Raw genomic sequence first — 21,985 nt, 5'->3', positions numbered from 1 at the left:
GACGGTCTCAGGTGCCGGGGAGGTCGGCGGCGGCGGCGGCATCGGCCAGGATCACCACCACACCGGCCGGCCGCACCAGCCGGGCGGGGGTGCGCTCGGCGGGCTCGACCGGATCGAGCAGCCGGGCGAGGGCCTGGCGCTTGCCGGCGCCGCTGACCAGGAAGATCACCCGGCGAGCGGCCGAGAGCACCGGAGCGGTGAGGGTGATGCGGGGCAGGCCCTTGCCCTCACCAGTGGTGACGGGGCGATCGAGCACCCCGGGGGCCGCCGTGCCGGGGAACAGGGAGGCGGTGTGGCCGTCGTCGCCCAGGCCCAGCAGCATCACGTCGAAGCGGGGCAGCGCGCCGGGGCAGAGCACCGCCAGCTCGGAGGCGTAGGCCTCGGCGCTGGCCTGGGGGCTGGGGCGGTCGGTGGGCACCGGGTGGAAGCGGGCGTGGCTGGCCGGCGGGTGGGCCAGCAGGGTTTCGCGCAGCATGCGGGCGTTGCTGGAGGGGTCGTCGGCCGGCACCCAGCGCTCATCCCCGAGCAGCACATCGACCCGCTCCCAGGGCAGGTGCTCCTCAGCCAGCCGGGCATAGGCCGCCCGGGGGGTTTCGCCACCCGACAGGGCGATCTGGGCCCGGTCCCGCTCGGCGAGGGCCAGGTCGATGCCGGCGGCGATCTGCTCGGCTGCCTGGCGGGCCAGTTCTTCGGGGCTGGTGGCGACGATCAGCTGGTAGCGGGTGCTGGGTTCGGTCAAGCGAGCCACTCGGTATGGAACGCACCGGGGCGGTCCGTGCGCTCATAAGTATGGGAGCCGAAGCAGTCGCGCATGGCCTGCACCAGGTTCTGGGGCAGGCGGCCGGTGCGGTAGCTGTCGATGTAGTCGAGGGTGCTGCTGAGGCAGGGCACGGGGATGCCCGCCAGGGCCGCGCCCGCCACCACCTGGCGCAGGCCGGCCAGGCGCTGGTTGACCTGGGCGGCGAACCAGGGATCGAGCATCAGGTTGGGCAGGGAGGGATCGGCGCCGTAGGCGTCCTGGATGCGCTGCAGCAGCCGGGCCCGGATGATGCAGCCCCCCTTCCAGATCTGGCCGATCGCCGAGAAATCGAGGTTGTAGTCGTGCAGTTTGGAAGCCTCCTGCAGCAGGGCCATCCCCTGGCCGTAGCTGGCGATGCAGGCCAGGATGCAGGCATCCCGCAGCGCCGCCATGCCGGTGGCGGGCTCCCCCAGGGGGAAGCTGTGGGGGTCGGGGGCGTACAGAACCGCTTCAGCCGCCATCCGCTCGCTGCGCAGGGAGCTCAGCACACGGGCATTGAGGGCGGCGTAGATGGTGGGGACGGGCACGCCCATCTCCAGGGCGCTGACCACGGTCCACAGGCCGGTGCCCTTCTGGCCGGCGGCATCGACGATCAGCTCCACCAGATCACCGCCGGTCTCGGGATCCTTGGTGCGCAGGCACACCTCGGTGATCTCCACCAGGAAGGAGGCCAGCTCCTCGGTCTGATTCCAGCCGCCCAGCACATCGGCCATGGCGTCGCCGTCAAGGCCGGCGATGCGCTTCATCAGGTCGTAGGCCTCCGCCAGGATCTGCTCGATGCCGTACTCGATGCCGTTGTGGACGGTCTTGACGAAATGACCGGCACCGCCAGGACCGATGTAGGTGACGCAGGGGCCGTCCTCCACCTGGGCGGCCATCTTGGTCACCAGGCTTTCGATGGCGTCGTAGGCCGCCTTGGTGCCCCCTGGCATCATGCTCGGCCCCTCCAGGGCCCCCTTGGCGCCGCCGGAGACACCCATGCCGATGTAGCCGAAGCTCTTGCTCTCCAGCTCAGCCGCCCGCCGCTCGGTGTCGGTGTAGAGGGAGTTACCGCCGTCGATCAGCAGGTCGCCTTCCTCGAGCAGGGGGGAAATGCTGGCGATGGTGGCATCCACCGGATCGCCCGCCTTGACCATCATCAGGATCCGGCGGGGCCGCTCCAGCGCCGCCACGAACTCCTCCAGGGTGGCCGCCCCCACGATGTCCTTGCCGGCGCCACGTCCGGCCAGGAACTCCTCGGTCTTGGCGTAGGTCCGGTTGTAGACGACGCTGGAGAAACCGTTTCTCTCGGCGTTGAGGACCAGATTCTCACCCATCACGCCGAGGCCGATGAGTCCGAAATGCGCCTTGCCCATAGGAGCGTGGATGTCTTGCTTCATCGCCACTGTGGCCAGCGCTCGGCGCAGCGTCGGTGTCCCGGGGAGGGATGTCAGCAACTGCTGGCCCAGCCCTCCCCCGGCCCCGGGGCTCAGATCACCGTGCCGTCGGCGATCGTGCCGTTCTTCACCACCACGACGATGCCGTTGCGGATGTAGAAGTTGAGCTCCGGCCGGTCGGCCTCCTCGACGCGGTCCTTGTTGACGATGGTGACGTCGCGGCCAATGCGGACGTTCTTGTCGAGGATGGCCCCCTTCACGGTGGTGCCCCGGCCAACGCCGATCGGGGTGCCGCCCCGTTCGCGCAGCACCAGCCGTTCCTCGGAGGATTCGAAGAAGTCGGCCCCCATCACCAGGGTGTCCTGGAGCACCACCTCGTCCTCGACCCTGGAGCGCACCCCGAGCACGCAGTGGTGGATGCTGCAGGCCTTGAGCAAGGATCCCTCGCCGATGATCGACTGGGTCACCTGGGCGTCCTGCAGCTTGCTGGGGGGCAGGTAGCGGGGCCGGGTGTAGATGGGGAACTTCTCGTCGTAGAAGGAGAAGGCCGGGTTGGGCTGGTCGGTGAGGGCCAGGTTGGCCTCGTAGAACGCCCCGATCGTGCCGATGTCCTCCCAGTAGTCGTCGAAGAGGAACGTCTGCAGATGGTCCCCCTGGCCGAGGGAGGTGGGGATGATCTCCTTGCCGAAATCGGTGGCCTCCGGATGGCTGGCCAGCAGGTTGAACAGGGTGTTGCGGTTGAAGACGTAGATCCCCATCGAGGCCAGGTAGGGCCGCTTGGCGGCCTCCTCGGCGGAGAGACCCAGGCTCTCGGTGTTCACCCGCATGGCCTCGAGGGCCCCGCCCTTGGGCTTCTCGCTGAACTCCAGGATGCGACCGTCAGAGGAGGTGCGCATCAGACCGAAGCCCTCCGCCTGGGCCGCGTCCACCGGCAGGGCACCCACCGTCAGGTCGGCGCCGCAGTCGATGTGGTGCTGCACGAACTTGCTGTAGTCCATCCGGTAAAGCTGGTCTCCGGAGAGGATCAGGACATGGTCCACGTCCCACTCCTGGAACAACCACTGGTACTTGCGTACCGCATCGGCCGTGCCTTCGAACCAGCTGGGGCTGTCGGGGGTCTGCTGGGCGGCCAGCACCTCGACGAAGCCCTGGCCGAATCCAGAGGAGAGGTTGTAGCTCATCGTCAGGTGACGGTTGAGCGAAGCGCTGTTGAACTGCGTCAGCACGTAGATCTTGTTGATCTCGGAGTTGATGCAGTTGCTGATGGGAATATCGATCAGTCGGTATTTCCCGGCGAGGGGAACGGCGGGCTTCGCCCGCATCTTGGTGAGGGGGTAGAGACGCGTTCCCGCACCGCCTCCCAGGATGATGGCCAGAACGCGTTTCATGAGCCCAGTCCTCTGTCCTTGGCTGGCCAGACCGTACTGGAGCGTGGTGACGCGGAGCTCGGCGCCGTGGCTTCTCGGTTCATGTTCCGTTGCAGTGAAAGGTGGGGCTGGAGCCGGTGAAGCGGGGACCGTCCCTTGAGGCGGGGCTCAGGCCTCCGGTGGGTCGTCGTGAAGCTCAAAGAGGTCCTGCAGCACCCCCATGGCCGCCCGCCGCTGCTGGCGGGGCTGGGGGGCCCGAAGCCGGGTGACCGGCGTGTGCAGGATCTTGTTGATGATGCCCTTGCTGAGGGCCTCGACCACCTTCCGCTCGCGGGCGGAAAGATCCGGGCCCATGCGGCTGAGGGCCTTCTGCAGCTCCTGCTCCCGGATGTCCTCCAGCTGGAGGCGCAGCCGGTTGACCAGGGGCACCGCCTCGAGGCCGTCCCACCACTCCAGGAACAGCCGCGCCTCCTCGGCCAGCAGCCCCTCGGCCTCGGCGGCCATCTCCCGGCGCGCCTCCTGGTTGCGGGCCACCACCTCCTGGAGATCATCGACGTCGAAACTGTCGACGCCTGGGAGCTCGGCCGCATCGGCACTGATGTTGCGGGGCACGCCGATGTCGATGAGCATCAGGCTGGAACGGCGGTTGAGCCCCTCCAGCCGGCGGGCCGTGATGATCGGCTCCTCGGCGCCGGTGCTGGTGAACACCAGCGAGCAGGTGCTCAGGCAGTGGTCGAGGTCGTCCAGGGGACGGCACTGCACGGGCAGGGCGGGGAAATCGGCCGCCAGGGCCTCGGCCCGAGCGACGGTGCGGTTGAGCACCACCACCCCCCGGCAGCCCTTGGCCTGCAGGTGCTGGAGCAGCAGCCGGGCCATGCGGCCGGCCCCCACCACCGCCACCTGCTCCTGGTCGAGCGGAACCAGCTCATCGGTGCCCCGGGCCTGGCCCACCTTCAGCTGGGCCAGCTCGACGGCCGCCGAGCTGATCGAGACCGCCCCGGTGCCCAGGTTGGTCTCGGTGCGCACCCGCTTGCCGGTGCTCACCGCCTGGTTGAGCAGGCGGTTGAGGATCGGACCCACGGAGCGGTGCTCCTGGCCCAGACGCACCATCTTCTTCACCTGGGAGAGGATCTGACCCTCCCCGAGCACCAGGCTGTCGAGCCCGGCGGCCACCCGCAGCAGGTGGCCCACGGCCTCCTCGTGGTGGTAGGTGAACAGATGGGGGCGCAGCTCCTCCACCGCCAGTCCGGACTGGCGGCTGAGGAAGTCGCCGACCGCAGTGATGCCCTGTTCGGGGTGGCGCAGGAGCGTGTAGATCTCCAGCCGGTTGCAGGTGCTCAGGATCGAGGCCTCGATCACCTGCTCATCCGCCCGCAGCCGCTGGAGGGAATCCTCCATGGTCTGCTCGGGGATGCTCAGGCGCTCGCGGATTTCCACCGGAGCCGTGCGATGGCTCAGACCGACGACGGCGATGTGCATGGAGGCGGGCTCCGAGGTCCGGACTCTGGTGGGATCAGCGCAGGGCGATGCTCTTGGCGCCCTCCTTGATATGCACCGTATCGGTGAAGCGGGCGCTGCGGTCGAGGGTGCTGATGATCAGGCTGCTGGTGCGGGTGCAGTCGGCCTCGAAGACGACGCCCTTGAACAGGAGGCCGGGGGTGATGCCGCTGCCGGCGAAGACCACGTTCTCGCCCGAAGCCAGCTCCTCGGCCTCATAGACCTTGTCGACGTCGGTGATGCCCATCTCGTTGAGGCGGGCGATGTTGCCTTCCTTGGTGTAGTCGGCCCACTCGCTGGTCTGGGCGATGGCGGGGTCGTACACGAGCTGGCCCTGGAAGTGGCCGCCGAGGGCCCGCAGGGCGGCGGCGGAGATCACACCCTCGGGGGCCGCGCCGATGCCCATCAGGCAGTGGGTGCCGGTGCCGGCGAAGCCGCAGGCGATGGCGGCCTGCACGTCACCGTCGCTGATCGGCTTGACGCGGGCGCCGGTGGCGCGGATCTCGGCGATCAGGCTCTTGTGGCGGGCACGGTCCATCACCACGATGGTGAGGTCGCTGGCGGGCACACCCAGGCACTCGCTCAGGATGGCGATGTTCTCGGTGGCGCTCTTGCGGATGTCCACCTTGCCCTTGGCCGCCGGGGGCGCCGCCAGCTTCTTCATGTAGAAGTCGGGGGCGTAGAACAGACCGCCGCGGTCGCTGGCGGCCAGCACGGCCATCGAGCCGTCCTGGGCGTTGGCGCAGAGGTTGGTGCCCTCGCAGGGGTCGACGGCGAAGTCGACGCCGGGGCCGGTGCCGCTGCCGACTTCCTCGCCGATGTAAAGCATGGGGGCTTCATCGCGCTCCCCTTCCCCGATCACGATCCGGCCCTGCATGGCGATGCTGCCCATGCGGGTGCGCATCGCCTCGACGGCGGCCGCATCGGCTTCGTCCTTCTTGCCGAGCCCGGTCAGGCGGGCAGAGGCGATGGCGGCCTGCTCGACGACTTCGAGCAGTTCCTGGATGAGAGTGCGATCCACAACGGTCCGGCAGGGGGAGGGGCCTCAACGAGGGGCCGGCACGCCGGAGGCGGACCGCAGGCAAAGCGGGGAAGGTTCCAGCCGCTGCAAGGCCTCTCGGAATCGAAGCGGGGCCATCGTATCAGCGCGCCCGGGTGCCCCCCGGAGGCCCCCGGAGAGCCCACGCTGGGCCGCTCCTTACAATCGATTCACTCTTCCGCTGCGGTGGCCGTCCATGAGCACCAAGCCCCTGGTGATCTCCCCGTCGATCCTCTCGGCCGACTTCTCCCGCCTCGGCGACGACGTCCGGGCCGTCGACGCCGCCGGTGCCGACTGGATCCATGTGGACGTGATGGACGGCCGCTTCGTGCCCAACATCACCATCGGCCCGCTGATCGTCGAGGCCCTGCGCCCGGTGACCACCAAGCCCCTGGACGTGCACCTGATGATCGTCGAGCCTGAGAAGTACGTGGCCGATTTCGCCAAGGCCGGCGCCGACATCATCAGCGTCCAGGTGGAGGCCTGCCCCCACCTGCACCGCAACCTCAGCCAGATCAAGGACCTCGGCAAGATGGCCGGAGCCGTGCTCAACCCCAGCACCCCCCTCGACACCCTCGAGTACTGCCTGGAGCTCTGTGATCTGGTGCTGATCATGAGCGTCAACCCCGGCTTCGGCGGCCAGAGCTTCATCCCCTCCCAGGTGGAGAAAATCCGCCAGCTGCGCCGCCTCTGTGATGAGCGGGGTCTGGATCCCTGGATCGAGGTGGACGGCGGCGTCAAGGGCAGCAACGCCTGGCAGGTGATCGAGGCGGGCGCCAACGCGATCGTCAGCGGCTCCGGTGTCTTCGGCCACGCCGACTACGCCGAGGCCATCACCGGCATCCGCAACAGCCGCCGCCCTGAACCCGCGCTCGTCTGATGCTCCTCAAAAGGCCGCCCACAGCGGGCGCCCTTTTGATCGGCAGGACATGGAGAGTGGGGCCCGTGACCAACGGGCCCTTTTTGTTGCGCCGCTGCTCAGCTGCCCAGGAACCAGCCGTAACTGTGCAGGCCGATGCCCAGCAGGTTGACGCCGATGTAGCAGACGGCGATCACCACCAGGCCCGCCGAGGCCACCAGCGCCGGCCGGCGCCCCTGCCAGCCGCGGATCAGGCGGGTGTGCAGGTAGGCGGCGTACACCAGCCAGCAGATCAGGGCCCAGGTTTCCTTGGGGTCCCAGCTCCACCAGCTGCCCCAGGCCTCATTCGCCCAGACCGCCCCGCTCACCAGGCCCACGGAGAGCAGCAGAAAGCCCACCGTGATCGTGCGATAGCTGAGGCTGTCGAGCTGCTCACTGATGCGGAAGCTGCTGCTGGTGAGCGCCATGGCGCCGGGGCCGTCGCTGGCCAGCCGGGCCTGGCGGAAGCCGCCGCTGCCGATCGAGCTGCTGCGCAGTTCCAGATCCTCGTTGCGGTCGACGAACAGCACGGCCACCGACAGCAGGGAGCCCACCAGCAGGGCGGCGTAGCTGACCATGATCACGCTGACATGCATGACCAGCCAGCTGGAGCGCAGGGCCGGCACCAGGGGCGAAGCCTCCTGGAGGCGATCCGGCAGGGCGAAGCTGGCGAAGGCCACGCAGCCCAGGCCCATGGGCGTGGCCGCCGCCGCCACCAGCGGGTTGGGCCAGCTGCGCTCCACCAGCAGCTGGGTGAGGGTGCAGGCCCAGGCCAGGAAGCAGAGCGACTCGTAGAGGTTGCTGATCGGGAAGTGGCCCGATTCCCACCAGCGCAGCACCAGCTGGGCCGTCAGACAGAGATTGGCCGAGGCCACCAGGATCCTGACCACCGGGTTGCTGTGACCGCCGCTGACGGACCAGAAGGCGATGGGCAGCACCAGCAGGAGCAGGGCGAAGGCCGCGAGGCCGAGGCCGATGACCGGATCGTTCACCAAAGGAGCGGATCGAAACCGATCCACTTTGCCGCGCCGTCCCCCCGGTGGGGCCTCAGCGGCTCGCCTGGCGCAGCAGCCAGAGCCCTCCGGCCAGGCCGATGACCACCGGCAGCCAGGCCGCCATGAAGGGCATCAGGGTGCCTGTGATCCCCAGGGAGCTGAAGATGAAGGACATCAGGTAGTAGCCGAAGATCAGCAGCACGCTGATGCCGAAGCCCTGGCTGCGGCTGGTGCGCGAATTGGGGCGCACCCCCAGGCTGCTGCCGATCAGGCCGAACACCAGGCAGATGGCCGGGAAGGCGAATTTCTCCTGGATACGCACCCGCAGCCGCCGCGCCTCCTTGGTGTTATTGGCCTCCAGCAGCAGCCGCTCCGCCGTCAGGGCCTGGCCCACGGTCATGGTGCTGGCGTCGGTGGGCAGCTGGGCCACCTCGATCGGGTCCCGGGTGAAGGGGTAGAGGTAGCGGTCGAAGCTGGCGGACGTGGTGGTGCCGCTGGCGACATCGATGTTGGTGATGCGCCCCTTGTTGAACTCCCACATGCCCTCCTGTTCATTCCAGCGGCCGGTGAGAGCCGTGAGCATCTGCCGGTAGCCGTGGCGGGAGAAGTCGAGCAGGGTGACATCGAGCATGACCCCCTTGCGGAACTGGCGGGCATGGAAGATGTGGGTCAGCCACTTCACCGATTCGCCGTTGGGCAGCTTGACGTCGGTGAAGCGGGAATAGAGGGCGTTGTCGCTCTGCTCGGTGGCGATGGCCTTGCCGAGGGCCCTCTCCAGGCTGTTGGTGGCCGCCAGGTTCGCCCGCGGCACGATCGCGTCGTTGAAAACGAAGGTGAGGAGGCTCATCACCACGGCGAGAGCCAGGGCCGGCAGCACCATGCGACGGGTGCTCACCCCCACGCTGCGCAGGGCGGTCAGTTCGCTGCTCCCCGACAGGCGGCTGTAGGCCAGCAGGGTGGCCATCAGGGTGGCCATCGGGAAGGAGAGCACCAGGAAGGAGGGAAGGCGCAGCAGCAGCACCCTGACGGCCGCCAGCACCGGCAGGCCGGACTCGGCCACCCGGCGCACCAGCTCGAACACCGCCCCCACCGAGAGGGACACGGCCGTGAAGGCGGCGATGCCGAACAGGAGGGGGCCCAGCAGCTCCTGCAGCAGCCAGCGATCGAGCAGGGGCAGATCCCGCCAGCGCGGCACCCGTCTCCAGTCGCGCAGCCGATCGCCGCCCGGCAGCTGCAGCCAGGTGGGGCGCTTCTCCAGCAGGGCCCCCTTCAAAGCTGGAAGCCCTCGCCGAGGTAGTGACGCCGCACTAGGGGATCGTTGGCCACGGAATGGGAGGCACCGGAGGCAAGGATCCTGCCATCGGCCAGGATGTAGGCCCGATCGGTGATCGCCAGGGTCTCCCGGACGTTGTGATCGGTGATCAGCACGCCCATGCCCCGGCTTCGCAGGCTGTCGATCAGGGCCTGGAGATCGGCGACGGCCATGGGATCCACCCCCGCGAAGGGTTCGTCGAGCAGCAGGTAGCGGGGGCCCTGGTCGCCCACCGCCAGGGCCCGGGCCACCTCGCAGCGGCGCCGCTCCCCGCCGGAGAGCTGGAAGCCGCGGCGGTGCTGGAAACCGCTCAGATGGAAGTCCTCGATCAGCACCTCCAGGCGCCGGCGGCGCCGGGCCGGATCCGAACCGCTCTCCTGCAGGGCAAGCATCAGGTTGTCGCGGACGCTGAGCTGGCGGAACACGCTCGCCTCCTGGGGGAGGTAGCCGATGCCCAGGCGGGCGCGGCGGGGCATCGGCAGGTGGGCCACCGACTCCCCATCCAGCAGCACCTCACCGCAATCGGGCCGCAGCAGGCCGGTGATCAGATTGAAGGTGGTGGTCTTGCCGGCCCCGTTCGGACCCAGCAGCCCCACCACTTCCCCCGGGCGAAGATCCAGGCTGACGTCGGTCACCAGGGGGCGGCCGGCGAGGGTGATCGCCACCCTCTCCAGAACCAGGCTCACGGCTTGGGGGTGGCAGGCTTGGCGGATCCCTGCTGCTGCAGGCGGAACTTGCTGAAGACCTGCTTGCCGGCCGGCGGCTCCGCCAGCATCCGCTCGCTGTCGAGCTGGTACACCAACCGCTCCGCCCGCAGGCGCTGGCCGTCGGTGTCGATCACGTCGACATCGCCGGTGAGCACCAGGCGCCCCTCGTTGCTGAAGTACTGCGCCTGCCGCGAGGTGGCCGTCATGCCGCGATCGGCGTAGACGATACGCACGTTGCCCGTGGCGGTGACGATGCCGTTCTGGTTGTCGGCCTGCTGCACGTCGGACTCGATCGTGACCATGCCGGTGGCGGGCGTCTTCGGCCGCGGCGTCTGGGCCGTGGCGGCCGGCGCCTGGGCCGCGACGGGACGGGACGGGAGCACCAGCAGGGCGGCGCCCACGAACCCCGCGGCGAGCACGAGCAGCAGTGGGCGGGGGGGCAGGGTCAAGGTGGAAATCGTGGAGGCCTTGAGTGTGCTCAATGTACCGGCGCCGTGCCCGTTCCCCGCGCCACTTCCAGGCGCGGCAGGGGCAGCACGCTGAGATCGGCCTGCTGCTGCAGGGCCTCCAGCCGCCGGGCGGCCAGGAGCCGTACCGGCCCCAGGGCCAGGCCCAGGGCCACGTCGTCGCAGCCCCGCAGCCGGCCCAGCCCCTCTCCCATCAGCACCGTGGCGCCGCGGCGGTTGTCACGTTCGAGGTGCAGTTCGGCCACGGCGATCTGCAGCAGCCCCTGAAGCACGGGCCGCATCGGTCCCTGGGTCTCGTGCCAGAGCTCCTCGAAGCCGTCGTGGCAGGCGTACCACTCGGCCGTGTTGAAGTGCTCGATGGCCTGCCGCAGGCGAGGGTCGGCCTGCAGCAGGGTTTCCTCATCGGCAGATGGGGCGCCGGGACTCAACGCTTGGCGGGCTTCTTCACCGGCATCTTGCGCAGCCGGATCGACTCGGGGGTGACCTCCAGCATCTCGTCGGGGCCGATGTACTCGAGGGCCCGCTCCAGGGTCATCTGGATCGGCGACTGGAGGGTGTCGAGCACCTCGGCGCCGGCCGAGCGGATGTTGGTGACCTGCTTGGCCTTGCAGACGTTGAGTTCGAGGTCGGGCGGACGGTTGTGCTCGCCGACGATCATCCCCTTGTACACCTTGGTGCCGGGGGTGATGAAGAACTGGCCCCGATCCTCGGCGCCCTTGAGGGCGTAGAAGGTGGCCGTGCCCTCCTCGAAGGCGATCAGGACGCCGTTGCGGCGGGCGTCGAAGTCGCCCTGCATGGGCCGGTAGTCGAGGAAGGAGTGGCTCATGATCCCCTCGCCCCGGCTGGCGCGGATGAATTCGCCCCGGAAGCCGATCAGGCCGCGCGAGGGCACCACGAACTCCAGCTGGGTGCGGCCGTCGCTGGTGGCCTCCATGTTCTGCATCTCACCCTTGCGGATGCCGAGCTTCTCGATGCAACTGCCCACCGCCTCCTCGGGCACGTCCATCACCAGGGTCTCGAACGGTTCGTGGGGCGTGCCGTCGATGGTGCGGAAGATCACCTGGGGCTGGGACACCTGGAACTCGAAGCCCTCGCGACGCATCGTCTCGATCAGGATGCCGAGGTGCAGCTCACCGCGGCCGCAGACCGAGAAGCGGTCGGGGGAATCGGTGTCCTCGACCCGCAGGGCCACGTTGGTGAGCAGTTCCCGCTGCAGGCGGTCGCGCAGCTGACGGCTGGTGACGAACTTGCCTTCCTTGCCGGCGAAGGGGGAGTCGTTGACGACGAAGGTCATCTGCAGGGTGGGTTCGTCCACCTTGATCAGCGGCAGGGCCTCGGGATGGTCGGGGCAGGCGATCGTCTCGCCGATGTTGACCTCATCGAAGCCGGCGACGGCCACCAGATCACCCGCCCGGGCTTCGGGGATCTCCACCCGCTGCAGCCCCTGGAAGCCGAGCAGCTTGCTGATCCGGCCGCGCTTGATGCTGCCGTCGTCGCGGATCAGGGCGACATTCTGGCCGCCGGTGATCGTGCCGTTGTGGACCCGGCCGATCATGATCCGGCCGAGGAAATCGGAGTAGTCGAGGGTGGTGACCTGCATCTGCAGCGGCTTGGTGGGATCACCCACCGGCGGCGGCACATGGCGCAGGATGGCGTCGAAGAGCGGCTTCATGTTGTCGCTCTCGGTGGCCATGTCGGGCTTGGCGTAACCGCCCATGCCGCTGCCGAAGAGATAGGTGAAATCGCACTGGTCGTCGTCGGCGCCAAGCTCCAGGAACAGATCGAGCACCTTGTCGACCGCCTGCTCGGGATCGACACGGGCCCGGTCGATCTTGTTGACGAAGACGATCGGCCGCAGGCCCTTCTCGAGGGCCTTCTTGAGCACGAAGCGGGTCTGGGGCATGGGGCCTTCGTTGGCGTCCACGATCAGCAGACAGCCATCGACCATGCCCAGCACCCGCTCCACCTCACCGCCGAAGTCGGAGTGTCCCGGGGTGTCAACGATGTTGATGCGGATGCCGTTGTAATCGACGGCCGTGTTCTTGGAGAGGATCGTGATCCCCCGCTCCCGCTCCAGATCGTTGGAATCAAGCACACAGGTGGGCACCGCTTCACCTTCGCGGAAGATGCCGGACTGCTCGAGCAGGGCATCCACCAAGGTGGTCTTGCCGTGGTCGACGTGGGCAATGATCGCGATATTGCGTATCGGGGCGCCTTTGATGTCGCCGCTCATGGGGATGTCGTCCTGCGAAAGTGAGGGAGGGGGTTCGACGGAATCGAATCGACGGTGGTCGTTTCCAGGGAAACGGGGCGTTGATGGCGAGACGAAGAAGACATGTCGCTGCCAACGTGGCGTTCTGCTGGGCGAAGAACTGGGCGGGCCAGGATGTCCAGGGCCCCGGACAGGGGCCAACCAGCGCTCTGACGCTTCGTCATGGTTTTTGGGAAACCCTGCCGCGCCGGGCCCGGTGGGACCTATGGCGAACGTTGAAGCGAATCTTGATCCTACTCCCACCCCCTCCTGAGACCCTGCGGCGGGTCCCCGAACCCTTCGGCTCAGCGGGCCAGACGCTGGGCAGGCTCGAACATCTCCAGGGCTTCGGTGGAACCTTCGAAGCGCCAGTGCCAGGGTTCGTAGCTCACGCCCTGGGGGTTGCCCCTGGGAAAGGAACGCACGAAATGGAACCGGGCCGCGTGGCGATCGAGCCAGCGGTAGGCCTCGGTGCCCTCGAAGCTCTCCATGAGGTTGGTGGCCGGCAGGCGGCCGTCCCCCAGATCGACGGCGAAGCCGGTGCTGTGTTCGGAGAAGCCCGGCGGTGCACTCACCCGGGCCCGGTCGACGGAGGTCTGGTTCCGCTCGGCCTTGACATCGAAGAACAGCTGCTTCTGCAGATCGACGCTGCGCCAGGCGCTCAGCACGGTGAGAACGACGCCATCGGCATCGGCGGCGGCACGCATGGCCTCGAGGGCCCGGGCGGCGTCCGGTTTGAGGCGCAGGCCGGGAGCGATGGCCACCAGGTCGGCGGGGTCGGCCTCGGGGTAGGGAAAGTGGCCGAGGAGTCGGCCGTCCGGCCCAAGGCGGGCGGACAGGCCCGGCACGGGCGTGGGCGTGATCCAGGTGCGCAGCGGGCCGATGAGCAGCAGAACGGTGCCACCGGCCAGCAGGGCACCGGTGAGCCCCACCTGGGCGATCCGCCTGGGGAGGGAGGCCTGCCGGCGCGGGCGGGGCGTGGTGCGCCGGGCCAGCGGGATGTCGTCACCGAGGGGCATCACCGAGGGGAATCACCGCAGCGTGGACGGACACGGCCCCAGCTCCGAGCGCTGGCCATCTTAGGCGGGGGGTCATTTCAGAGGTTTCTGTACCGGGCAGCCACCCGTCCGGCGGTGTTAGCTTCCGTCCCACATCCCAATGGCGGAGCAGGTTTCAAGATGTTGCGAGTGGCAGTCGTGGGCGGCGGCCCCAGCGGTTCCTGTGCTGCGGAAGTTCTCGCCAAGGCCGGCATCGAGACCTGGCTGTTCGAGCGCAAGCTCGACAACGCCAAACCCTGCGGTGGCGCGATCCCCTTGTGCATGGTCGAGGAATTCGACCTGCCGGAATCGATCATCGACCGCAAGGTGCGGAACATGCGGATGATTTCTCCCTCCAACAGGGAAGTGGACATCCACCTGGAGAACAGCAACGAATACATCGGCATGTGCCGGCGGGAGATTCTCGACGGCTTCCTGCGCAACCGGGCCGCCGAACTGGGCGCCCATCTGGTCAACGGCCTGGTGCAGAGCATCGATACCGGCAGCCAGCGCCAGGGCCCCTACACCCTCCACTACGCCGACTACTCCGGCGGCGGACCCACCGGAGAACTGAAAACCCTTGAGGTGGATCTGATCGTCGGCGCCGACGGCGCCAACAGCCGGGTGGCCAAGGCCATGGATGCCGGGGACTACAACGTGGCGATCGCCTTCCAGGAGCGGATCCGGCTCCCCGCCGAGGAGATGGCCTACTACGAGGATCTGGCCGAGATGTACGTCGGCACCGACGTGTCGCCGGATTTCTACGCCTGGGTGTTCCCCAAGTACGACCACGTGGCGGTGGGCACCGGCACCATGCAGGCCAACCAGTCCCTGATCAAGGGGCTCCAGAAGGGGATCCGTGAACGGGCCAGCCGCCGGCTGCTGCGGGGCGAAGTGATCAAGGTGGAAGCGCACCCCATCCCCGAGCATCCCCGCCCCCGGAGGGTGGTGGGCCGCATGGCCCTGGTGGGCGACGCCGCCGGTTACGTCACCAAGAGCTCCGGCGAGGGCATCTACTTCGCTGCCAAGAGCGGCCGGATGTGTGCCGAGGAGATCGTCACCGCCAGCGCCGGCGGCAGCCGCATCCCCAGCGAGAAGGATCTCAAGGTGTACATCCGCAAGTGGGACCGCAAGTACGGCGCCACCTACAAGGTGCTGGAACTGCTCCAGAACATCTTCTACAGCAACGATGCCGCCCGCGAAGCGTTCGTGGAGATGTGCGATGACAAGGACGTGCAGCGCCTCACCTTCGACAGCTACCTCTACAAGCGGGTGGTGGCGATGAATCCCTGGCAGCAGATCAAGCTCACCGTGCTCACCCTGGGCGCGGTGCTGCGGGGCCAGGCCCTGGCTCCCGCCGGCTACAAGCCGGTCCCCAGTGCCGTGCGCTCGGCCGAGGAGGCCGAAGCGATCCTGGCGGCCGCCGAGCCCCGCTCGGCGATGAAGCCGGCCGGCGTCCATGCCGTGGGCCCGTCCGTCGATCCGGGCCCCGATCCCGACGCCGTCAAGGAGCCCGTGCTGGTCGCCAAGTGAGCGCCAAGCCAACCTGACGATCGCCTCAGGCTGGCCCCTTGGTGGAGGTTTGCCCCAGCGGCCGGCCCATATCGCTGTCGATGCAGCTGACCAGCAGCTTGTCGACCCTGTTGCCATCCATGTCGACGACCTCGATCCGCAGGCCGTCCCACTCGAAGCAGTCCCCGGCCATGGGAATGTGCTCGAGGTAGTGCATCACGAACCCTCCCAGAGTCTGGTAGCCGCCGCGGAGCTCCTCCGGGAGCCGGTCTTTCCCCACCAGATCCTTGAAGTCAGCGATGTCGAGGGCACCATCGAGGAGCCAGGAGCCGTCCTGGCGAACGACGATCATCGGGTCTTCCCGGTCCCTGGCGGAGGAGAGATCACCGACGATCGCCTCCATCATGTCGTTCAGGGTCACCAGACCCTCAACGCCACCGAATTCGTCGGTGACCAGGGCGATGTGAACCCCCGAGGTACGGAACTGCTCGATCAGCTTCAGGGCGCGGGTGCTTTCGCCCACGTAGAGGGGCTGCTGCAGCAGGGCCTCGATAGCGCGGGGCCCATCACCCAGCTGGGCCGCCAGCAGGGTTCGGCCCCGAACCACCCCCACGCAGTCGTCAAGGCTGTTGCGTGCCACTGGAAACAGGGAATGATTCACCGCCATCACCTGTTCCAGATGGGACTGGGGGGACTCGGTGAGATCCAGCCAGCAGATGTCGGTGCGAGGGGTCATGATCGCCTTGACGGGCCGGTCGGCCAGGCGGAATACCCGCTCCACCATGGCGTGCTCCGCCACCTCGAACAGGCCTGATTCCGTTCCCCTTCGCAGCAGGGTCCTGATCTCGTCTTCGGTGATCTCCGGTTCACCCCGCTCGCCGATGCCGATCATGCTGAGCAGCTGGTCGGTGGAGGAGCCGAGCAGATGGGCCAGCGGAGCCATCCAGCGCGACAGGCTGCGCATGGCTGGCGCCACCAGGCAGGCGATGCGCTCCGGGTCATGGAGAGCGATGCGCTTGGGCACCAGTTCCCCCAGCACCAGGGAAAGGAAAGTGATCCCCGTGACCACGAGTCCAAGGGAGAGGGGATCGGCCCAGGCCCGCAGCGGCGGTACCGTCTCCAGCAGCGGCCGCAAGGCCTCGGCCACCCGTGAGCCGCCGAGAGCGCCACTGAGAATGCCGATCAATGTGATGCCGATCTGCACCGTCGAGAGAAAATCGTTGGGTGATCGGATTAATTTCAGAGCCACTTCCGCCTTGTGGTCCCCTGCCTCGGCCTGGTGCTCAAGGCGCAATCGCCGAGCCGACATCATGGCCAACTCCGAACCAGAAAAGATCCCGTTGATCAGAATCAGAAGAACAATCAGAAAACCGTCGAACAGCATCGGTAAATCCAGTGATGGCCCCTCGGCTCGGCCAGCGGACGGACAGACACGACAAGTTAGGTGACGCCGGCTGAAGGTCCCTGCCGGGAGCCCCTTCTCCGGAGTCCAGCGAAGCCACCCATCCAGCGACCTTCTCCGATGCATTGGCAGCCCCTGGTTCAACGGAAACGACAGCCGGAGTGGATGGATCAGGACGGCATCGACGCCGCTGCCCATGAGCAAGCCCTCCAGGGTCTGCGACGGATCAATGCCATCAGCGGCGCGGTGGGGTGCCTGTTCACCCCAGTCCAGGCCCTGGCCGACGCCCTCGGCCGGGGCCAGCCCCTGAGGATCCTGGATGTGGCCTGCGGTGGCGGCGACAACACCATCGCCCTGGCGGAACGCTGCCGAAGGAACGGGCTGGCCGTCCAGGTCGACGGCTGCGACCGCAGTGAGCAGGCGGTGGCCATGGCCAGCCGCCATGGCGCCGGCACCTCCGTGGGAAGCACCTTCTTCCAGGCCGACGTTCTGGTGGATCCGCTGCCGGCGGATTACGACGTCATGGTCTGCAGTCTGTTCCTGCATCATCTCGAGGAGGCCGACGCCGTCGAACTGCTCCGCCGCCTTGGCCAGAGCTGCCGCCATCTGCTGCTGGTGAACGACCTGATCCGCAGTCCGCTGGGGTATGGCCTGGCCTGGGTGGGTTGCCGGCTGCTGAGCCGTTCGCCGATCGTTCATTTTGATGGTCCCGTTTCGGTGCAGGTGGCCTTCCGGATGGACGAAGTGGGAGATCTGGCCGCCCGGGCCGGCCTGGGGGGAGCCCGCCTCCGGCACCACTGGCCTGAACGTTTCCTGCTCAGCTGGCGCCGTCCTGCCGGGGGGTGGGAGGCGCCATGAGGCCTCCGGAGTGGGATGTGATCGTGCTCGGGGCCGGGCCCGCCGGAGCCCTGGCCGCCCACCAGCTGGCCCGGCAACGGCTGCGGGTGCTGCTGGTGGACAAGCGGGACTTTCCCCGCTGGAAGGTCTGCGGCACCTGTCTCAACGGACTGGCCCTCGGGGCCTTGGCGCAGGCCGGACTCTCGAGCCTGGTGGACCGCCTCGGGGGTGTTCCACTGCTGCGGCTGCACCTCGGACTGCAGCAGCATCGGATGGAGCTGGAGCTCCCCCTGGGCCGCTCCCTCTCCCGGGCCCGCCTCGACCTGGCCCTGGGTGAGGCGGCGGTGGCCGAAGGCGCGGAGTGGCGGAGGGGCACCGAGGCCACCGTGGCCGGCCCCTGCCCGGGCGGCCGGCAGGTGCGGCTGCGCAGCGGCGGTGCGGTTGAAACCACCAGCGCCCGGGTGGTGCTGGTGGCCACCGGACTGGGCAGCCCGGGCCTGCCCCCTGCCATCGGGATCCGGAACCGGGTCGAGCCGCACTCCAGGGTGGGTGCCGGCTGCCGCGTCGACACCGGCGCCAGCGGTTACGGCCGGGGCACCATCCACATGGCGATCGGCAGGCATGGCTATGTGGGGCTGGTGCGTACGGAAAGCGGCGATCTGAACCTGGCGGCGGCCTTCGACCGTGACCATCTGATCCAGATCGGAGGAGCGGCACCCGCCGCCGCAGGGGTGCTGGCGGAGGCGGGCTTCGAGGCTGTTCCCGAGGCCTGTGCCGCTGCCTGGCTCGCCACCCCGGCCCTCACCGCTCGGCGCTGGCCCCCGTCGGCCGAACGGGTGCTGCTGCTGGGGGACGCGGCCAGCTACGTCGAACCGTTCACGGGGGAAGGGATGGGCTGGGCCCTGCTGGGGGCTCTGGCGGCGGTGCCGCTGGTGCTGCAGGGCCAAGGTCCTTGGAGCAGGGATCTCGAGCGGCAATGGGCCCGGCGTTACGGGCAGCTGATCGGATCACGCCAGCGCCTCTGCCGGGGCCTGGCCTTCGCCCTGCGCCACCCTGGCCTCAGCCGCTGTGCCCTGGCGGCGGTGGAGCGCTGGCCGGTCCTGGCCGCCCCCTTCCTGCACCCCTTCGACAACGCCGGCGTGAAGGCGCTGCTCCCCGAACCATGTCCCTGACCATCGAGGGGCTGGGAACGGCCCTGCCTCCTGAACGGATCGCCCAGGCCGATGCCGCCACCATTGCGGCCGAGGTCGCCCTGCCCCATCAGATCCCCTCACCAGGCCACCACCGGCTGCTGGAGACCCTGCATCGCCGCTCGGGTGTCGCCAGCCGCCACAGCGTGCTGCTTCAGCCCCCCGGCAGCGACCCCCGGCAGACCTTCTTCGGGGCCACCAGCCCCGGCACCGCGGAGCGGATGCGGCGCTACGCCCTCGAAGCGCCGCCCCTGGCCCTGCGGGCCGTCCAGGCGGCCCTCGCGCAGGCCCGGCTGCCGGCGGAGCGAATCACCCATCTGGTCACGGTCTCCTGCAGCGGCTTCCATGCGCCCGGCGTCGATCTGGCCCTGATGGCGGCCCTGCCGTTGGACGCCGGCGTGGCCCGCACCCACGTGGGGTTCATGGGCTGTCATGGGGCGCTCAATGGTCTGAGGGTCGCCGCCGGGTTCACCGGTGCCCAGCCGGAGGCCTGTGTGCTGCTCTGCGCCGTCGAGCTCTGCAGCCTCCATCTCCAGTACGGCTGGGATGCCGAACGGATCGTGGCCAATGCCCTGTTCGCCGATGGCGCCGCCGCCCTGGTGGTCACGGGGGAGCCCCCAGCGCAGGGGGCGCCGGCAACGGCACCGCTGGGGCGACTGATCGCCAGCGGCTCCCTGCTGGTGCCCGCCAGCGCGGAGGCCATGTCCTGGGAGATCGGGGACCACGGCTTCGCCATGGGTCTGTCCCCCCAGGTGCCCAACCTGATCGGCCTGCATCTGCGGCCCTGGCTGGAGGGCTGGCTGGCCGGCCACAATCTCGGCCTCGACGCCATCGGCTCCTGGGCCGTGCACCCCGGCGGCCCCCGGATCCTCTCGGCGGTCACGAAGGGCCTGGACCTCGATCCACGCCTGATTGAACCGTCGCGGTCGGTGCTGCGGGACTACGGCAACATGTCCTCCCCAACCCTCCTGTTCATCCTCGAGCGCCTGCGGCGCAGCGGCGCTGCGGGCCCCTGCCTGGCCATGGCCTTCGGACCCGGGCTGTGCATCGAGGTGGCCCTGCTGGCCTGAGTCAGCCCCCCAGCCGGCTGAAGTCGGCGAGCACCGCGGCCTGGTTGCGCAGCACCGCCAGCAGACGCAGTCGGTTGCGGCGGACCTCGGGCTCGTCGCAGAGCACCATGACGCTGTCGGGACCATCAAAGAAGGCGGCCAGGGTGGCGCCGCTCTCCCCCAGCAACCGGGCCAGGGGTTCGTAGCGGCCGGTGCCGGTGGCGGCGGCATGGACCGCCAGCCGTTCCAGCACCGTCAGCACGGCAGCCTCGCTGGGGGAACCGAAGAGATCCGGATCCACCACCCCCTCAGGGCTGACCAGATCCGCCGCCAGGTCGGCCTGCTCGGCCAGCCGGGAGGCCCGCTGCACCACCGCCTGCACCACGGGCAGACTCCCGCCGCTGCGCAGGCGCCGCAGCAGCTCCACCCGGGCCCTGGCATCGGCCGGATCCCGCAGCAGCCGCTCCAGGGAGACGCCGTCGCCGGCCACCGCCTGGACCAGATCAGGGCTGGAGCCCTCCTCCTCCAGCAGGCTGGCCAGGCGCTGGCGCAGGAAGTCGAGCAGGTCGGCGGCGAGGGCCAGCGGCTGCACCTCCAGCTCAGGCAGCAGCCGCTGCCAGTGGGCCGTGGCCTCGGCCATCAGGCCCACCAGGTCGAGCGACCACTCCCGATCCCAGAGGATCTGCAGCAGGCCGTTGCCCGCCCGCCGCAGGGCATAGGGATCGGAGGAGCCGCTGGGCCGCTCCCCCCTGGCGAAGATGCTGAGCAGCAGTTCCAGACGTTCGGCCAGGGCCAGCACCGCCCCCGCCTCGGAACCCGGCAGGGCGTCGCCGGCGCCGCGGGGCTGGTAGTGCTCCAGCACCGCCAGGGCCACGGCGCGGGATTCACCCTCCGCCAGCAGGTACTTAGCCCCCATCACCCCCTGCAGCTCCGGGAATTCCCCCACCATCTGGCTCACCAGGTCGTGCTTGCACAGGGGAGCGGCCCTCCGTGCGGCGACGGCGGCGGCATCGCCCACCGGCAGGCGCCGGCAGAGCAGATCCGCCAGCCAGGCCAGGCGCTGGCTTCGGTCGGCCAGGCTGCCGAGCCCTTCGGCGAAGGTGACACGATCGAGGCCCTCGACCCGCTCAGCGCTGCTCTGACGGCGATCCGCCGCCAGGAAGAAGGCCGCGTCCGCCAGACGCGCCCGCAGCACCCGCTCATTGCCGCGCCGAATGGTGTCGGCGGCGGCAGCCAGGCCGTTAGAGAGGCACAGAAACCGGGGCATCAGGGCCTCCCCGGCCTCCAGGGCCAGGGGATCGGCCGGTGCGTCCGCCAGGCGCAGCGGTACGTAGCGCTGGTGGGAACGCATCACGGTGCTGAGCACCTCCGGGGGCAGCGCCAGATACTCGGCATCGATGGAGCCCTCGATCAGCCGGGGGGACTCCACCAGGTCGACCAACTCGTCGAACAGCGCCTCCGGCAGATCCAGCTCGGCCCCGGCCGCTGTCGCCGCCGCCTCCAGGGCGGTGCGGATCGCGGCGCCCCTGGCCTCCCGGTCGACCTGGACATCGGCGGCCTCCAGGGCGGCGGCATAGCCTGCGGCGGAGGGGATCGTCACGGCCCCGGCATGGAGCCGGTGCCCGCGGCTGAGGCGATCGCTGGCCAGGGGCGGATCCAGGTCGCTGAGCGCCACCGGCACCACGGCCTCGTCGAGCAGCGCCACCAGCCAGCGCAGGGGGCGGCTGAAGCGGCCATCGCCGGCGCCCCAGCGCATGAAGCGTCGCCCCTGCAGGGAACGGATCCAGCCGGGGATGCAGCCAGCCAGCACCTCGGCCGTCGGGCGGCCGGCCTCGGTGGTGCGGGCGAACACGAAGGGGCCCTTGTCGGTCTCGCGGATCTCCAGCTGGTCGGGGCTGCAGCCGCAGCGCCGGGCGAATCCGATGGCGGCCTGGGTGGCCTGGCCATCGTGGAACGCCTGCTGGGCCGGCGGGCCCTTGCGGTCCTCCACCAGATCCTCCTGCTCCCGGGGCAGGCCGGTGACGGTCACGGCCAGGCGCCGGGGGGTGCCGCCGGTTCTGATGCTGTCGCAGGCGAGGCGGGCCTCCCGCAGGTCGCGGGCCACGATCGCCTCCAGCTGGGGCTGGGCCAGGCGCACGAAATCGGCCGGCAGTTCCTCGGTTCCGATCTCCAGAAGAAAGGTGGCCATGCGGGGGAGCGTGCAGGACGCGACTTTATGCAAAGGAGGGAAGCGGCCAGAACCTCCGGCGG

At 69.2% G+C, this 21,985-nt stretch carries 19 protein-coding genes; 5 read left to right on the top strand and 14 right to left on the bottom strand.

The window, feature by feature from the left end; genetic code table 11:
• Positions 1–7: 7 nt before the first annotated feature.
• The 5 genes from pgl to glpX form a co-directional block, all read right to left on the bottom strand.
• Entirely contained in the window at positions 8–739 is a 732-nt protein-coding gene (gene pgl / locus VB738_RS04605) for a 6-phosphogluconolactonase (RefSeq protein ID WP_323304633.1), read from the bottom strand.
• Entirely contained in the window at positions 736–2,154 is a 1,419-nt protein-coding gene (gene gndA / locus VB738_RS04600; RefSeq protein ID WP_323304632.1) for an NADP-dependent phosphogluconate dehydrogenase, read from the bottom strand. Before gndA ends, pgl begins: the two co-directional genes overlap by 4 nt.
• A 113-nt stretch (positions 2,155–2,267) precedes the next feature.
• Complete coding sequence (locus tag VB738_RS04595; protein ID WP_323304631.1) at positions 2,268–3,563, bottom strand: glucose-1-phosphate adenylyltransferase; 1,296 nt, start codon at positions 3,561–3,563, stop codon at positions 2,268–2,270.
• A gap of 147 nt (positions 3,564–3,710) precedes the next feature.
• Entirely contained in the window at positions 3,711–5,021 is a 1,311-nt protein-coding gene (locus VB738_RS04590) for a glutamyl-tRNA reductase (protein ID WP_323304630.1), read from the bottom strand.
• A gap of 34 nt (positions 5,022–5,055) precedes the next feature.
• Entirely contained in the window at positions 5,056–6,060 is a 1,005-nt protein-coding gene (glpX, locus tag VB738_RS04585) for a class II fructose-bisphosphatase (RefSeq protein WP_323304629.1), read from the bottom strand.
• A 214-nt stretch (positions 6,061–6,274) separates the two neighbouring features.
• On the opposite strand from glpX, the gene rpe reads away from it, so the two are divergent.
• On the top strand, positions 6,275–6,958 hold the full coding sequence (gene rpe, locus VB738_RS04580; protein ID WP_216921076.1) for a ribulose-phosphate 3-epimerase: 684 nt from the start codon (positions 6,275–6,277) through the stop codon (positions 6,956–6,958).
• Positions 6,959–7,056: 98 nt separating this feature from the next.
• Here rpe and ccsB read toward each other — a convergent pair whose 3' ends face one another.
• The 7 genes from ccsB to VB738_RS04545 all read right to left on the bottom strand — a co-directional run bounded on the left by ccsB (position 7,057) and on the right by VB738_RS04545 (position 13,727).
• The gene (gene ccsB, locus VB738_RS04575) at positions 7,057–7,968 is read right to left on the bottom strand and encodes a c-type cytochrome biogenesis protein CcsB (RefSeq protein WP_323304628.1); all 912 of its coding nucleotides are present in this window, start codon (positions 7,966–7,968) and stop codon (positions 7,057–7,059) included.
• Positions 7,969–8,023: 55 nt separating this feature from the next.
• Complete coding sequence (locus VB738_RS04570; protein WP_323304902.1) at positions 8,024–9,184, bottom strand: LptF/LptG family permease; 1,161 nt, start codon at positions 9,182–9,184, stop codon at positions 8,024–8,026.
• Positions 9,185–9,240: 56 nt separating this feature from the next.
• Entirely contained in the window at positions 9,241–9,969 is a 729-nt protein-coding gene (gene lptB / locus VB738_RS04565) for an LPS export ABC transporter ATP-binding protein (protein ID WP_323304627.1), read from the bottom strand.
• Positions 9,966–10,439: an LPS-assembly protein LptD gene (locus VB738_RS04560; RefSeq protein WP_323304626.1), complete on the bottom strand. Its 474-nt coding sequence runs from the start codon at positions 10,437–10,439 to the stop codon at positions 9,966–9,968. The genes lptB and VB738_RS04560 overlap by 4 nt, the downstream gene beginning before the upstream one ends.
• Positions 10,440–10,468: 29 nt before the next feature.
• Positions 10,469–10,885 carry a DUF309 domain-containing protein gene (locus VB738_RS04555; protein WP_323304625.1) on the bottom strand — a complete coding sequence of 139 codons (417 nt, stop codon included), beginning with the start codon at positions 10,883–10,885 and terminating at the stop codon, positions 10,469–10,471.
• Positions 10,882–12,690 (bottom strand): translational GTPase TypA, encoded by a 1,809-nt coding sequence (gene typA / locus VB738_RS04550; RefSeq protein WP_323304624.1) that lies wholly within the window; start codon positions 12,688–12,690, stop codon positions 10,882–10,884. The genes VB738_RS04555 and typA overlap by 4 nt, the downstream gene beginning before the upstream one ends.
• Before the next feature lie 323 nt (positions 12,691–13,013).
• Entirely contained in the window at positions 13,014–13,727 is a 714-nt protein-coding gene (locus VB738_RS04545; RefSeq protein ID WP_323304623.1) for a M15 family metallopeptidase, read from the bottom strand.
• Between the two features lie 159 nt (positions 13,728–13,886).
• Here VB738_RS04545 and chlP point away from each other — a divergent pair, with 159 nt between their 5' ends.
• Positions 13,887–15,278, top strand: coding sequence for a geranylgeranyl reductase (chlP, locus tag VB738_RS04540; protein ID WP_323304622.1), 1,392 nt, complete (start codon positions 13,887–13,889; stop codon positions 15,276–15,278).
• A 25-nt stretch (positions 15,279–15,303) separates the two neighbouring features.
• Here chlP and VB738_RS04535 read toward each other — a convergent pair whose 3' ends face one another.
• On the bottom strand, positions 15,304–16,641 hold the full coding sequence (locus VB738_RS04535; protein ID WP_323304621.1) for a hemolysin family protein: 1,338 nt from the start codon (positions 16,639–16,641) through the stop codon (positions 15,304–15,306).
• 183 nt (positions 16,642–16,824) lie between these two features.
• On the opposite strand from VB738_RS04535, the gene VB738_RS04530 reads away from it, so the two are divergent.
• From VB738_RS04530 to VB738_RS04520, 3 genes are read left to right on the top strand one after another with little or no spacing between them, the layout of a single operon-like run.
• A complete protein-coding gene (locus VB738_RS04530; RefSeq protein WP_323304620.1) occupies positions 16,825–17,517 on the top strand; it encodes a methyltransferase domain-containing protein in 693 nt (230 codons plus the stop codon).
• Entirely contained in the window at positions 17,514–18,668 is a 1,155-nt protein-coding gene (locus tag VB738_RS04525; protein ID WP_323304619.1) for an NAD(P)/FAD-dependent oxidoreductase, read from the top strand. The genes VB738_RS04530 and VB738_RS04525 overlap by 4 nt, the downstream gene beginning before the upstream one ends.
• Positions 18,659–19,756, top strand: a complete 1,098-nt coding sequence (locus VB738_RS04520; RefSeq protein WP_323304618.1) for a type III polyketide synthase — start codon at positions 18,659–18,661, stop codon at positions 19,754–19,756. The genes VB738_RS04525 and VB738_RS04520 overlap by 10 nt, the downstream gene beginning before the upstream one ends.
• A gap of 1 nt (position 19,757) precedes the next feature.
• Here the strand turns inward: VB738_RS04520 and glyS are convergent, their stop codons facing one another.
• Positions 19,758–21,923, bottom strand: a complete 2,166-nt coding sequence (gene glyS / locus VB738_RS04515; RefSeq protein ID WP_323304617.1) for a glycine--tRNA ligase subunit beta — start codon at positions 21,921–21,923, stop codon at positions 19,758–19,760.
• Positions 21,924–21,985 lie beyond the last annotated feature (62 nt).

The organism is Cyanobium gracile UHCC 0139 (assembly GCF_034931325.1).
Classification (GTDB): Bacteria; Cyanobacteriota; Cyanobacteriia; order PCC-6307; family Cyanobiaceae; genus Cyanobium; species Cyanobium gracile_B.
This window is presented reverse-complemented; position numbering and strand designations above follow the sequence as displayed.